This is a genomic window from Pseudoalteromonas sp. SG44-8, assembly GCF_014164125.1.
Taxonomy (GTDB): domain Bacteria; phylum Pseudomonadota; class Gammaproteobacteria; order Enterobacterales; family Alteromonadaceae; genus Pseudoalteromonas; species Pseudoalteromonas rhizosphaerae.
On sequence record NZ_JACJEQ010000017.1, the window covers coordinates 1 to 13,574 of the forward strand.

15 protein-coding genes are annotated in these 13,574 nt (G+C 42.3%); 7 read left to right on the top strand and 8 right to left on the bottom strand.

Features of this window, described 5'->3' with window-relative positions:
* The first annotated feature begins 419 nt into the window (after positions 1–419).
* Entirely contained in the window at positions 420–953 is a 534-nt protein-coding gene (locus tag H5163_RS13620; protein WP_149983193.1) for a gamma carbonic anhydrase family protein, read from the top strand.
* On the opposite strand, the gene H5163_RS13625 is transcribed toward H5163_RS13620, so the two are convergent.
* Both H5163_RS13625 and aroE read right to left on the bottom strand, forming a co-directional pair.
* Positions 950–1,204, bottom strand: coding sequence for a DUF1488 domain-containing protein (locus H5163_RS13625; RefSeq protein WP_145241786.1), 255 nt, complete (start codon positions 1,202–1,204; stop codon positions 950–952). The genes H5163_RS13620 and H5163_RS13625 overlap by 4 nt on opposite strands.
* On the bottom strand, positions 1,201–2,025 hold the full coding sequence (aroE, locus tag H5163_RS13630) for a shikimate dehydrogenase (RefSeq protein ID WP_145241784.1): 825 nt from the start codon (positions 2,023–2,025) through the stop codon (positions 1,201–1,203). Before aroE ends, H5163_RS13625 begins: the two co-directional genes overlap by 4 nt.
* Before the next feature lie 67 nt (positions 2,026–2,092).
* Here aroE and H5163_RS13635 point away from each other — a divergent pair, with 67 nt between their 5' ends.
* Complete coding sequence (locus H5163_RS13635) at positions 2,093–2,530, top strand: group II truncated hemoglobin (protein WP_145241782.1); 438 nt, start codon at positions 2,093–2,095, stop codon at positions 2,528–2,530.
* Between the two features lie 99 nt (positions 2,531–2,629).
* Positions 2,630–4,231, top strand: a complete 1,602-nt coding sequence (locus H5163_RS13640; RefSeq protein ID WP_145241780.1) for a methyl-accepting chemotaxis protein — start codon at positions 2,630–2,632, stop codon at positions 4,229–4,231.
* 50 nt (positions 4,232–4,281) lie between these two features.
* On the opposite strand, the gene hemF is transcribed toward H5163_RS13640, so the two are convergent.
* The 6 genes from hemF to H5163_RS13670 all read right to left on the bottom strand — a co-directional run bounded on the left by hemF (position 4,282) and on the right by H5163_RS13670 (position 9,181).
* Positions 4,282–5,199, bottom strand: a complete 918-nt coding sequence (gene hemF / locus H5163_RS13645) for an oxygen-dependent coproporphyrinogen oxidase (protein ID WP_149983190.1) — start codon at positions 5,197–5,199, stop codon at positions 4,282–4,284.
* Positions 5,200–5,201: 2 nt separating this feature from the next.
* Positions 5,202–5,768 (bottom strand): L-threonylcarbamoyladenylate synthase, encoded by a 567-nt coding sequence (locus H5163_RS13650; RefSeq protein WP_182731936.1) that lies wholly within the window; start codon positions 5,766–5,768, stop codon positions 5,202–5,204.
* 37 nt (positions 5,769–5,805) lie between these two features.
* Positions 5,806–6,378, bottom strand: coding sequence for a type I DNA topoisomerase (locus tag H5163_RS13655; RefSeq protein WP_182718494.1), 573 nt, complete (start codon positions 6,376–6,378; stop codon positions 5,806–5,808).
* Between the two features lie 73 nt (positions 6,379–6,451).
* Positions 6,452–6,925, bottom strand: coding sequence for a DUF494 family protein (locus H5163_RS13660; RefSeq protein ID WP_145241772.1), 474 nt, complete (start codon positions 6,923–6,925; stop codon positions 6,452–6,454).
* Between the two features lie 22 nt (positions 6,926–6,947).
* Complete coding sequence (gene dprA / locus H5163_RS13665) at positions 6,948–8,030, bottom strand: DNA-processing protein DprA (RefSeq protein WP_145241770.1); 1,083 nt, start codon at positions 8,028–8,030, stop codon at positions 6,948–6,950.
* Between the two features lie 29 nt (positions 8,031–8,059).
* Positions 8,060–9,181: a LysM peptidoglycan-binding domain-containing protein gene (locus H5163_RS13670; protein WP_145241768.1), complete on the bottom strand. Its 1,122-nt coding sequence runs from the start codon at positions 9,179–9,181 to the stop codon at positions 8,060–8,062.
* A gap of 118 nt (positions 9,182–9,299) precedes the next feature.
* On the opposite strand from H5163_RS13670, the gene def reads away from it, so the two are divergent.
* From def to trkA, 4 genes are read left to right on the top strand one after another with little or no spacing between them, the layout of a single operon-like run.
* Positions 9,300–9,806, top strand: coding sequence for a peptide deformylase (gene def / locus H5163_RS13675; RefSeq protein ID WP_182735374.1), 507 nt, complete (start codon positions 9,300–9,302; stop codon positions 9,804–9,806).
* A 26-nt stretch (positions 9,807–9,832) separates the two neighbouring features.
* Positions 9,833–10,786, top strand: a complete 954-nt coding sequence (gene fmt / locus H5163_RS13680) for a methionyl-tRNA formyltransferase (protein ID WP_145241764.1) — start codon at positions 9,833–9,835, stop codon at positions 10,784–10,786.
* Positions 10,779–12,068 carry a 16S rRNA (cytosine(967)-C(5))-methyltransferase RsmB gene (gene rsmB / locus H5163_RS13685; protein ID WP_145241763.1) on the top strand — a complete coding sequence of 430 codons (1,290 nt, stop codon included), beginning with the start codon at positions 10,779–10,781 and terminating at the stop codon, positions 12,066–12,068. Before fmt ends, rsmB begins: the two co-directional genes overlap by 8 nt.
* A gap of 17 nt (positions 12,069–12,085) precedes the next feature.
* Complete coding sequence (gene trkA, locus H5163_RS13690; RefSeq protein WP_064668279.1) at positions 12,086–13,462, top strand: Trk system potassium transporter TrkA; 1,377 nt, start codon at positions 12,086–12,088, stop codon at positions 13,460–13,462.
* The last annotated feature ends 112 nt before the right edge of the window (positions 13,463–13,574 follow it).

Consider the following 13,574-nt stretch of genomic DNA (forward strand, 5'->3'; position numbering starts at 1 on the left):
TACGAGTGCCCACACAGATGATTGCTTTATATTGTTAAAGAACGTTGCGGTTAAAGTTAAACTTTATCTCGCTAGGGCTGCGCATATTACGCTTTCCTATTTTTTTGTCAACACTTAATTTTAAAGTTTATTAAAAATCTAAACTCAAGTTTTACTCGACTAACTGATTAACTCTTGCTTCGCTAAGCGTTGCTGTCTGCCGTCTCAGTGGGGTCGCATTATAGGGCGCGGCGAATTTTACGCAAGCGTTTTTTAAAGAAAACTTGAAATAAAGTGCTGTTCGTTCAATTTACGCGCTAAACAGCTCAAAAGTGCTAGTTTAGTATACAGCACAGATCCTAGCTGGCCATTTTATAGGCTCTACTGCTACACTATTTACCTCTTACTATTGAACTTATTCTTAATTTATTAGGTGTTTTATGGCAATCCGTTCTTATAAAGGAATTACTCCTCGTTTTAACCAGTCTGTTTATATAGATGAGTCGGCTGTTTTAGTTGGTGATATCACATTAGGTGAAGATAGTAGTGTATGGCCATTAGTAGCAGCACGAGGGGACGTTAACTATATACGCATTGGTGAACGTACTAACGTGCAAGACGGCAGCGTGTTACATCTAACGCGTGCCAGTAAAAGTAACCCAGATGGTTATCCATTAATTATTGGTGATGATGTTACCGTTGGTCACAAGGTTATGTTGCACGGCTGTTGTTTGGGGAATCGTATTTTAGTCGGCATGGGCGCGATTGTAATGGATAATGCCATTGTTGAAGATGATGTGATAATTGGTGGCGGTTCATTAGTCCCACCAAACAAGCGCTTGGAATCGGGCTTTCTCTATGTGGGTAGTCCAGTAAAGCAGGCGCGCCCTTTAACCGAGCAAGAGCTGAGTTTTTTAAAAATATCAGCAACTAATTATGTTGAGCTTAAAGATGAGTATCTAGCTGAGGATTAACTCAGCACTGAAACAATGATTTGTCCTGCCGAGTTATATTCTTCATTCTCGATTAGTTGCTCGGCTATATCTTCATAGTCAAAACGCGCCTGTTCAAAATGTAACTTTGCAGCTTGTTGGTCTGCCAATGCTAGCGTGTGTGTGTCAATGACACATTCAACCATTAAGCCACTTACTTGAGCAAAAAACGTTAACAGCTGGGATTGTACGTTAAATTCAAATCGGTCGATAAATTGGATTGCTTGATTCATGCAAGCTCTCCGGTTTTTAATGCCCGAACAACAGGGAGTATTTCAGGCATATTATTGCGCCACACAAAATAGGCTTGTGCAGCTTGCCCTACTAGCATGCCACTTCCATCAAGTACGTTAATATTAGCCTTATAGCCCTGGGCCCATTGCATAAACAGCGTATTTTGCTGTGAATAAAACATATCATAAACATGTTCACAGCCATCAAGGTGTTTTTTATCAAGCGCAGGCAATTCACCAAGCATACTGCTAGATGTAGAGTTTACAATTAGCGAGTAATCACTTACTGGCAAATCATCAAAACCATAGCCAGTTACATTACCGTATTGGGCAAATAATTCAGCTAGTTCCTTAGCTTTTGCTGCCGTACGATTGACTATAATGATTTCACTCGGCTGTTGTGCCAATAACGGTAAAACCACGCCACGTGCAGCGCCTCCGGCACCTATAAGTAAGACCCGTTTATCTTTAATGGTAACCTGATTCGCAAGCAGATCGTTCACAAAACCAATGCCATCGGTGTTGTCACCTAGCAAGCGCCCATCATCTAATAACTTAATAGTATTTACTGCTCCGACAATGGTTGCCAATTCAGTTCGCTCATCAACTAGCGCAAATGCTTGCTCTTTAAATGGCACTGTAACATTAGCTCCTTTACCGCCTGTGGCAAAAAAATCGGCCACGGCTTTTTTAAAACCATCAATCGGTGCTAATATTGCGCTGTATTCGATTTGTTCGCCCAATGAGGTTGCAAATTGCTGATGTATCGCAGGGGATTTTGAGTGTTTAATAGGATTTCCAAAAACTGCATATTTGTCCATATTTGAGCAACCTCTTTGTGCAGTAACATTACCTCGTAACTTACTGCTAATTAATGATGATAAAACTATGATTAAACGATTCTTTTCAAAATCGAAACCACCAGAACAACAGCAAGCACCAACGCCAGAAAAAACACCTTATCAACTGATGGGTGGAGAAGCTGGTGCTTTAGCACTTGCGAATCGATTCTACGACATTATGGCCAGCGATGAATACGCTAAACCGTTATATGATATGCATCCTCAACCATTGGACCGTATTCGCCAAGTGTTTTTTGAGTTTTTATCAGGGTGGTTAGGCGGCCCAGACTTGTTTGTTGAAAAGCATGGTCACCCTATGCTGCGTAAACGCCATATGCCTTTTCCAATTGATCAAGATTTACGAGATCAATGGATGTATTGCATGAATAAAGCGTTAGACGCGGAAATTGATAATCCCTTATTACGAGAAGGGTTACGTAAATCTTTGGCACAACTTGCCAGTCATATGATTAATCAGCACTAGCACTTCTCTTTAACTGCACGTTATTTGCGCTAAGTCAAAACGGCCTTTTTTTAAATATAGATAATACGTGATCAAATATTTAGAAAAAGCGTCGTGCGTGTGAAATCAATCCAACATAAAATTTATGCCCTATTGGCCCTAACAGGCATTATTGTGTTAATTGCCAGTATTCTTAGTAGCTCAAGCCAACAACGAACGCTTGCGCAAGACACTGTTGCAGAAAATATTAAGCTTCTTGCTGATAACTACTTTGACTCTATCAATACTTTGATGATCACAGGCACCATGGCAAATAGAGAGCTATTAAGCCAAAAACTACGCAAGCACCCAAATATTGAAGATGCGCATATTATTCGCTCCCCAATTGTTAATAAACTTTATGGGCCGGGCAATAAAAATCAAGCGCCGAGCAACGATATCGAACGCGAGGCTTTAAAAGGCAAGGAAACATTGCTAATTGATCAGCAAAATAATAGCCGCAGTATAACTTTTCTGCGCCCTATGTTTGCCAGTAGCGATTATAAAGGCACTAATTGCCTTGGCTGTCATCAAGCACAAGAAGGTGATGTACTCGGCGTAGTTAAAATTAGTTACTCATTAGCTGATATTGATAATGCGGTGACTTACAACACCCTAGTAAATACCGCATTACTCTCTATTATTTTTATTATTGCCTTTGTATTACTGGGCATTATGTTTAGACAAATTTTTATTGTACGCCTTAAAAAGCTAGGTCATGCTATGCATTTAGCTACAACCAACAAAGATTTAAGCCTGCGAATTGACGATAGCGCTGAAGATGAACTGGGTTGGCTCGCCACCAGCTTTAATAAGATGATCGCTACCTTTAAAGATAATATTGCTCAAGTATCTCATTCATCAAAAGTATTGATCCACTCAGCAGAAAAAATTTATACCTCAGCGGATACTACTGAGCGCGCTATTTTAGAGCAAAAGAAAAATACAGACTCCGTGGCAGCTGCTATAAACGAACTAGAGAGCTCCTCTAATGAAGTAAAAAACACCACTCACTTTGCCTCTGAAAAATCAGAAAACAGTAATGAACTTGCACAACAAAGTATGCATGTTGCTGAACAAACAGAACTCAGTATTAATCAATTGGCAGACGATGTTCGCCAAGCTGCAGCGCAAGTAAGTCAACTACAAGTACAAACACTTGAGGTAGGAAAAGTACTCGAAGTGATTAGCAGTATTGCTGAACAGACCAATTTGTTAGCTCTTAATGCTGCGATTGAAGCCGCACGTGCAGGTGAAGCTGGGCGGGGCTTTGCTGTGGTGGCTGATGAAGTACGTACATTGGCAACTCGTACTCATGCATCCACCGATGAAATTCGTCGCACAATCGACAAACTACAATCCGAAGCGGCGCAAACGGTTAAAACCATGGGTGAATCGTGTGAGGAGGCTGATGCTAGAGCGCAACAAGTAAAAAATGTTGCTCAAGCTTTAAAAGATATTTCTATGCAGATGAATGAAATAAATCAACTTAATATTCAAATAGCCGACGCGACAGAACAACAAAACTTAGCCGCAGAGGAAATAAATAGGAGTGTTATTGGTATTAGTGATAACGCTGAGCGGTCATTAGTGGATGCTAACGATAACCAAAAAGTAAGTGAGGAGCTGTTAAATCTAGCGCGTTCACTGGATGAGCAAGTAAGAAGCTTTAAATTGATGTAATACTTAAAGTTGCCAGTCAATAAACCAGATATTGACTGGCAGCCTGCTTACTATGCTAGCCCTAACCAGTCTCTTGGTTTTAAAAAGTCAGCGTATAGCTTATTTTCAGCACTGCCTTCTTCGGGTGTATAGTTATATTCCCAACGCGCTAGCGGCGGCATCGACATTAATATTGATTCTGTACGTCCGCCACTTTGCAAGCCAAATAAAGTGCCACGATCCCACACTAAGTTAAACTCAACATAACGGCCACGACGATAAAGTTGGAAGTCTCGTTGCTGCTCAGTAAATGGGGTTGCTTTTCTACGTTCAATAATAGGTAAATAAGCCCCTAAAAAGCCATTGCCTACTGCTTGCATAAAGGCAAAGCTTTGCTCAAACCCGGCTTCATTCAAATCATCAAAGAATAAACCGCCGACACCGCGCGTTTCATCGCGATGTTTTAGGTAAAAATACTCGTCACACCATTTTTTATATTTAGGGTAAACCTCATCTCCAAACGGCGCACATAAATCATGCGCGACTTGATGCCAATGTTGAACATCTTCAAGCTCAGGATAAAATGGCGTTAAGTCAAAACCACCACCAAACCACCAAATAGGCTCCTCACCTTGCTTTTCTGCAATGAAAAAGCGTACGTTAGCGTGGCTCGTTGGAATATGTGGATTGTTTGGGTGGATCACTAGCGAGACACCACAGGCATGGAAGCTACGACCAGCAAGTTCTGGACGATGCGCAGTTGCCGATGCCGGCATCGAAGCACCAAACACATGCGAGTAGTTCACCCCACCTTGCTCGATCACATTGCCACCACGAATAACACGAGTTCGGCCACCACCGCCTTCTTCGCGCTGCCAACTGTCTTCTACAAACTTGGCTTGGCCATCAGCTTGCTCTAAACCTTGGCAAATTGTGTCTTGCAAGGCCATCAGGTAGGTTTTTACTTGTTCGAGTAAATTGCTGTGCATGGTTATCCTCTAAATACTTTGCCGGTCATTACATCTTTAATAGTGCTAGGCTGCGTGTTACCACCAAGTGGTTCATCTACATAAAATGCCACCAGCTCGCCAAACTCACTTTTAGCCATTGCAATACTAGTGACCGTATCATGTCCTGATAAGTTAGCACTAGTAGACACAAGAGGTTTGCCTAATTCTTGGCATAAGCGCTTTACTGTTGGGTGATTAGTTACACGCACAGCAATACTATCAAATTGTCCTGTTAACCATTTAGGCGTACCTTTAGCCGCTGGCATAACCCAAGTAATTGCGCCGGGCCAGCTGGAAAAAATATCAGCGCGTTTATCCATCGGAATTTTTGCATCATCAACATACTTTAATAATTGCCCATAATTATCGGCAATTAAAATTAAGCCTTTTTCAAATGGCCGCTGCTTTATTGCAAGTAAGCGCTCCACAGCTTGCTGATTATCGGGGTCACAGCCTAAGCCATAAACAGCTTCGGTTGGGTAAACAATAACCCCGCCTTGCGACACAGCAGCAAGGGCAGTTAAAGGAACTGAGGTAGTATCAGTCACTGAAAATCTCCAAATACAATAAAATTAAAGCCGGTAATTATTCGCTCACCGTGAATTTATGCGAGCAACTTTTCTGAGGGCATTGTAGCACAACACTATTGGTCATTTGCTTTTGCATCATTACTGGCCATTGGCACGCGGGGCAGATATGGCTAACTGGTTTGTGATTGAGTGTGTATTTACAACTTGGATAGCTATTACATGAATAAAATGTTTTACCAAATTTATTACTACGCGCCACTAACTGGCCTTTTTTACACTTAGGGCAAGCAGGTAAAACTTCTTCATTTGGCTCAGGCTCATCATGAGCAATATAGTGACACTCAGGATAACCCGTACAGCCAATAAACATACCATAGCGGCCATTCTTCACTACTAGCGGATTACCACACTCTGGACAAGGGCTATCATCAAGTACTTTGATTTGTTGAGTATCATGTTGAGCAAGCGAGCGAATAAAATCACATTCGGGATAACTCGCACAGCCAAGGAAAGGACCTGATTTACTGTTGCGGATCACAAGCTCTGAACCGCATTTAGGGCACACTTCGTATTCTTTTTCTAAGGCATGTTGATTTGCAGAAAAAAGCGATTGGTCGATTTTACTCATGTGTTCCCTAAGCAGCTGACTAATTTTCGCCTAATATACCCAAACTAATTAAAGATACAAGCGCAGCACTTGCTTAATGTAGTACCTCTGCCGGCTCATCAAAAATAAGTTCTTCCATTTGTGCATAAGCTTGCTCTGAGCCTGGCACATTAAACAACACCATAAGTACCACCCATTTTAAATCATCAAGTGATATATAAGATTTATCTAATGCGAACAAACGATCCATAACCATTTCACGCGTTGCGCTGTTGATCACTCCGACTTGTTCTACAAACATTAAAAAGCCCCGACACTCTACGCTCAGCATGTGGCATTCACTATCGGTGAAAATACGTATCGCATGTTGTGGGAGGCGGTTTAAATAAGGGAATTCATCACTGTGCTGCAAGTCAGCAAGCTGCTCAAGCCAATCAAGTGCTTTGTATATTTCGGGCTTATTAAAGCCGGCACGTAATAATTCGTCAGTGAGTTCATTATGCTCAACAAAGACTTCGGCTTCGCTGTGAATGTAGTTTTCAAACAGATACATGAGGATATCGAACATGTTACTTTCCTCCACACTAAGCTTATCGAACTCTAATATAGCCATCTAATACACGCTCTACTCTATCTTCCAATTCAAGATCAAGTAAACGTGCTTGCACTTTATCTATTGGCCACTGGCTACGCTGAGCAATTAAATCAACAGCTGTTACTTCAAAACCAACACTGTTTAGTATTTCGCAGGCAGGTTCATCAACCGTTGCTTCTTCTATAGTATATAGACTGTTTTCGCAGAAAAAGCTCACTTCGTCTAGAATATCACTGACATTTTCCACCAGCTTTGCACCTTGTTTAATTAAAAAGTGACTGGCTTCAGAGAGTGGATTTTTAATTGAACCAGGCACTGCAAAAACTTCTTTGTTTTGCTCCAGCGCATACCGCACGGTGATAAGCGAACCGCTTTTTATTTCAGCCTCGACAATCAACACACCTAATGACAAACCAGATATTATACGATTACGTCTTGGGAAGTTATTAGCATTAGCGGCTGTACCGGGTAAAAACTCGCTCACCAACATCCCCCGTTCGGATACTTGATCGGTGAGTAACTTATGCCGTTTAGGATAATAAACATCCACTCCAGTACCAAGCACTGCAATGGTTTTACCATTGCCCGCCAGCGCTCCTTTGTGGGCAGCACCATCAATACCAAGCGCCATTCCGGAAGTTACCGTTAATCCTGCCAAAGTGAGTTGATGAGCAAATTCAGCGGCGATCTCTAAACCGATTGGCGTGGCATTGCGGCTTCCAACAATAGCGATTTGCGGACTGGTCAATAACTCTAAATTGCCTCGGCAAAATAGCAATAAAGGCGCGCTAGCAATTTCTTTTAATAATGGTGGATAGTGAGGATCGAAGTAATCAATTGCGGTTATCTGTGAGTTAACAATTATCTGTTGATAATAGTCAACTTGCTGCCAATCGGTTGCCAGTAAATTAGTGGCGACCTGCGGGCTTAAACCATGACCGGTAAGCTGCTCATGAGTCAGCTCAAACAAATCATCTAATGGCAGTTTTTGTGCCAATGCCAATAAGGTTTTAACACCTAAGCCTTTACATAAATAAAAGGCAAGCCAATGGGTTAGCTTGCCTGATGAATCTTTCATGCTCCCTCCTTAGAACACTCAAACCTGAATTAATTTATAACTGCAAAATCACCGACTCGGATTGGGTGCTGGTTTTTTACGATTAAGGCATAACTAACGTTTTTATAAACTTTAAACACCATTAGCTGACCGACCTGTTCTTTTGGCATATGCCACACAGTCGTGTCGGCATCTGCCTCAACGCCAAAAAATTCGTTGGCGTTTGTTACTAACTTTTCAAGGCTATTTGAATCTTCTTTGTAGCGTGGGCCATTACGACCATCAAAAACAGTCGGTGATTGACGCTCAATATCTAAAATGTGGCCTTCTTTAATTTGCTGCTCTGACCCTAAGTTTAGCACTACAATATCCATTGTGCTGAATTCTCGTAATCCACTCACTGATGCGATGATTTCACCTTGCACTGGCTGCTCAGGACGGTGAATATTAAAATACGCAGGTAATAGCTGACCTTCTATCGCAGGCATTAAAAAATCACCCGCTTTGATCTCTCTCTTTACCTGTTCAATTTTAACTGAAGCAGGTACACCATTGGCAATATCACCTTTTCTAAATACACGACCCACCGCCACTAATTGTGCTTTATTAGCCAACACTTCGTTTGTTTGCGGATCAACATATGCTTCGCCCTTGCGGTAAATAGCGTATGACTCGTGTAATTTCAGCTCACCTTTAACATAAACTATATGGCCTTCGGTATTCATTTTAGTGTTGACATTGGCTCCTAAAATATAAGGTTTATCGGCAATGTCATCAGCATTTAGTGCTTGCTCATAGATTAGGTAAGGACGCAGCAGCTCAAGAGGTAAAGTAGGGATCGCATTTTTACCTTTTTGTACAATTCGACCATGTGGAGAAAGCTTTTTATAACCCTGATTAATCACCAAACGTGGATTACCGTGCTCATCATAGATTAAAGACAGTGCATCCCCTGGGTAAATTAGGTGTGGATTATTAATTTGTGGATTCATTTGCCAAAGTTCCGGCCACTGCCAAGGCTCTTGCAAATAAACCCCTGAAATATCCCAAAGTGTATCGCCCTTTTTCACAACGTATTGTTTAGGCGCATCTTTTTTTATAGTTAATACATCTGCTAACGATGGGAAAGTAGCACTTAATGCCAACATTGCCGCGAGTAATGGGTATTTCATTGAGCTTCCTTGTGGTGTTTTTTCATTATTATCAACCAAAACCTGTTAAAGGTGAACGCGAATGGCTAAAATAAGAGCATACAATACCCTAAATTAAGCACAAGTGAAAAAGGTTACTATGGCTAGGTTAGAAGTTTTAAGATTTCCAGATGAGCGTTTACGTACAATAGCAAAAGAAGTGGTGCAAGTTGACGACCAAATTCGCCAAATTGTAAAAGACATGCTGGAAACTATGTATGATGAAAACGGCATTGGATTAGCTGCGACTCAAGTCGATATTCATCAACGTATTGTGGTCATTGACGTATCAGAAGAACGTGATAAACCGTTAGTATTGATCAACCCGACAATCACTAAACAAGATGGCACCACGGTAAGTGAAGAAGGCTGTTTATCTGTGCCACACTCTTATGCAAAAGTTGACCGCGCAGAAACTGTAACAGTGACCGCATTAAACGAAAATGGCGAAGAGTTTAGTTTAGATGCTGATGAGCTATTAGCAATTTGCATCCAGCATGAGCTTGACCATTTACAGGGTAAACTATTTATCGATTACTTATCACCGTTAAAGCGCCAACGTATTCGTAAAAAACTTGAAAAAGAAGCTAAGTTAGCAGCGCAATAATACCTTAGTAATAATTAGGAAGTTCAGTGACACAACCATTACGCATTATTTTTGCCGGTACGCCAGACTTTGCTGCGCGCCATTTACAAGCTCTTATCGACTCAGAGCATCAAATTGTTGGCGTGTATAGCCAACCCGACCGTCCAGCAGGGCGCGGTAAAAAACTCAAAGCCAGTGAAGTGAAAGAACTCGCACTGGCAAATGAGTTAGCAGTGTTTCAACCTGCCTCATTAAAAAGTGACGACGCTCTGGCTGAACTAAGCAGCTTAAATGCTGACCTTATGATCGTGGTCGCTTATGGATTACTGTTACCAAAAGCAATTTTAGAGGCGCCACGGCTTGGTTGTTTAAATGTACACGGCTCAATTTTACCGCGCTGGCGTGGTGCCGCGCCGATTCAACGCGCTATCTGGGCGGGCGATGAAGAGACTGGCGTCACCATAATGCAAATGGATGAAGGCCTAGATACCGGCGACATGCTGCATATTAGCCGCTGCCCTATTACCGCCACTGAAACAAGTGCAAGTTTATACGCTAAGCTTGCCGATTTAGGCCCAAGCGCACTAATAGACACCATTACTAAGTTAGCTAATGGCGAAATTACCCCACAAGTACAAAATGACGAGCTTGCCAATTACGCTAAAAAGCTATCTAAAGACGAAGCAAATATTGATTGGTCGATGGACGCAGCGCAAATAGAGCGTAATATCCGCTCATTCAATCCATGGCCGGTCTGTTTTACCCAAATGGGTGAACACACTGTAAAAGTTTATCAAGCTAATGTTGTTGACCAGCAAGGCACGGCAGGCACGGTATTACAAAGCGATAAACACGGCATTGTGATTGCCTGTGGTACTAACGCACTTAATATCACTCAAGTACAACCACAAGGTAAAAAGCCAATGGCCATTACTGACTTTTTAAATGGTCGAGCAGACTGGGTAACTCCTGGCACACGAATAGGCGAACACAATGAGTAATGTCAGGGCGCTTGCCGCCGAAACTTTATATAACGTGGTTGATAAAGGCGCCTCATTAAATCAAGAGCTGCCTTTTGCCAGCCAAGGTTTACCACCTAAAGATAAAGCGTTATTACAGCAAATTTGTTACGGCGTACTGCGTTATTTACCAAGTTTAGAAAATTATTGTCAACATTTAGTTGAGCAGCCACTTAAAGGTAAGCGCCGTATATTCCAGTTTTTACTGTATGTGGGCATTTACCAACTACAACATATGCGGGTTCCACCGCATGCAGCCATTAGCGAAACGGTTAATGCATTAGAACAACTGCGCGCATTGGGTTTAAAAGGCTTGATCAACGCTATTTTACGCAGCTTTCAGCGCCAGCAAGTAGAGCTGGAAGAAAAAGCCAAGCAAATACCAGTGTGTTTATACAACCACCCAAACTGGTTTATCAAACAAGTAACTGAAGCTTACCCTGACTCTTGGCAAGCTCTACTAGAAGCGAACCAGCAGCAAGCACCAATGTGGTTGCGTGTTAACCAAGCGCAATATAGCACCGCTGAATATAGCGAAATGCTCACTGCTAATGACATTGAACATACACTCAATCCTGATTTCCCTGATGGTATTAAGCTGGATAAACCGCGCGATGTGTTTTCGTTGCCTGAATTCGACACCGGCGCATGTTCAGTACAAGATGCAGCAGCACAGCTTGCGGCACGCTTGTTAGATCCAAAAGCTGACGAGCATATTTTAGATGCCTGCGCAGCACCCGGTGGTAAAACCTGTCACATTCTAGAACTCGCAGATGCTGATGTACTGGCACTTGATAGCGATGCCACCCGCCTTGAACGTGTAAAGCAAAACCTTGAAAGAATTGGCTTAGGCGCTGATTTACAATGTGCCGATGCTTCGCAGCCACACAAATGGTGGGATGAGCAACAGTTTGACCGTATTCTATTAGACGTTCCTTGCTCTGCAACGGGTGTAATTCGTCGTCACCCAGATATCAAATGGCTACGTCGTGCATCAGATATCAATGATCTGGCGACACTCCAAGGCGATATTCTCAATAGCATTTGGCCATTATTGAAACCAGGTGGCACGCTAATTTATGCAACCTGCTCAGTATTACCACAAGAGAACCAACAGCAAGTCGCTAAATTTTTAGCAAATAATAACGATGTTGAACATATCCCGCTACATGATAACGATACCCCAAGCAACCCTGGGCTGCAGTTACTGCCTGGTGAGAGTGACGGATTTTATTATGCCAAGCTTATAAAAACACACTCATAAGAAGCTTTTAGTAAACCATGAAAATAATCATACTCGGTGCAGGACAAGTAGGCGGTACACTCGCTGAAAACCTGGTAGGTGAACAAAACGAAATCACGGTTGTTGATATTGATGGCAACCGATTACGTGAGTTACAAGATAAATACGATCTACAGGGTGTTACAGGTCATAGTGCCCACCCTGATGTATTACGCCGCGCCGGTGCGGAAGACGCCGATATGATCATCGCAGTAACCAGTTCAGATGAAGTGAACATGGTCGCTTGCCAAGTCGCGTATAGTATTTTTAATACGCCGACTAAAATTGCTCGGATCCGTTCTGAGCAATACTTAAAGTACCGCGAAAAGCTCTTTCAAAACGATGATTTACCTGTTGACCACTATATTGCTCCAGAGCAACTAGTGACTAAGTATATTCGTCGCTTGATTGATTATCCTGGTGCGTTACAAGTTTTAGAGTTTGGCGATGGCATGCTCTCGCTGGTTGCGGTAAAGGCTTACTACGGCGGATTGTTAGTCGGTTATGCATTGTCAGCATTAAAAGAGCATATTCCTAATGTTGAAACTCGTGTTGCCGCGATTTACCGCCAAGGTAAAGCAATCAAACCACTGGGTACTACAGTAATTGAAGCGGATGATGAAGTGTTCTTCCTCGCTGCCACCAAACATATTCGTGCAGTAATGAATGAACTACAGAAACTAGAGCGTTCATACAAAAAAATTATGATTGCTGGTGGCGGTAATATTGGTGCTGGGCTTGCTCGCTCTCTGGAAAAGAATCATAGCGTAAAATTGCTTGAACGAAATAAAGAACGTGCTGAGCAGTTATCAGAAATGCTTGATAATACAGTGGTGTTTTGTGGTGATGCGTCAGATCAGGAGTTGTTATCAGAAGAACACATCGAACAAGTTGATGTATTCATCGCGGTAACCAATGATGATGAAGCTAATATTATGTCAGCCATGCTCGCTAAACGCATGGGTGCGCAAAAAACCATGGTGCTTATTCAGCGCGGCGCATATGTTGATTTAGTGCAAGGTGGCGAAATTGATATTGCCATTTCACCACAGCAAGCCACGATTTCCGCCCTGCTTACCCATGTTCGCCGCGGTGATATTGTTAATGTGTATTCATTACGTAAAGGCGCAGCAGAAGCCATTGAGGCGGTGGCCCATGGCGACGAACATACCTCTAAAGTTGTCGGCCGTGCAATTGCTGATATTAAGCTGCCTGCAGGTACCACGATTGGCGCGATTGTCCGTAATGATGATGTACTGATAGCCCACGACGACACGATAATTCACTCAGGCGATCACGTCATTATGTTCTTGATCGATAAAAAGCATATCAACGTAGTTGAAAAACTGTTCCAAGTTAGCGCTATCTTTCTCTAAATTACTCCTCACCTTTCGACACAAAGCAACTGTATCGAAAGGTGAATTTCCACCCCCAATAAATGCAAATGAAAATCAATCTCAAAATCGTTTACTTATGTACCCAAATCCA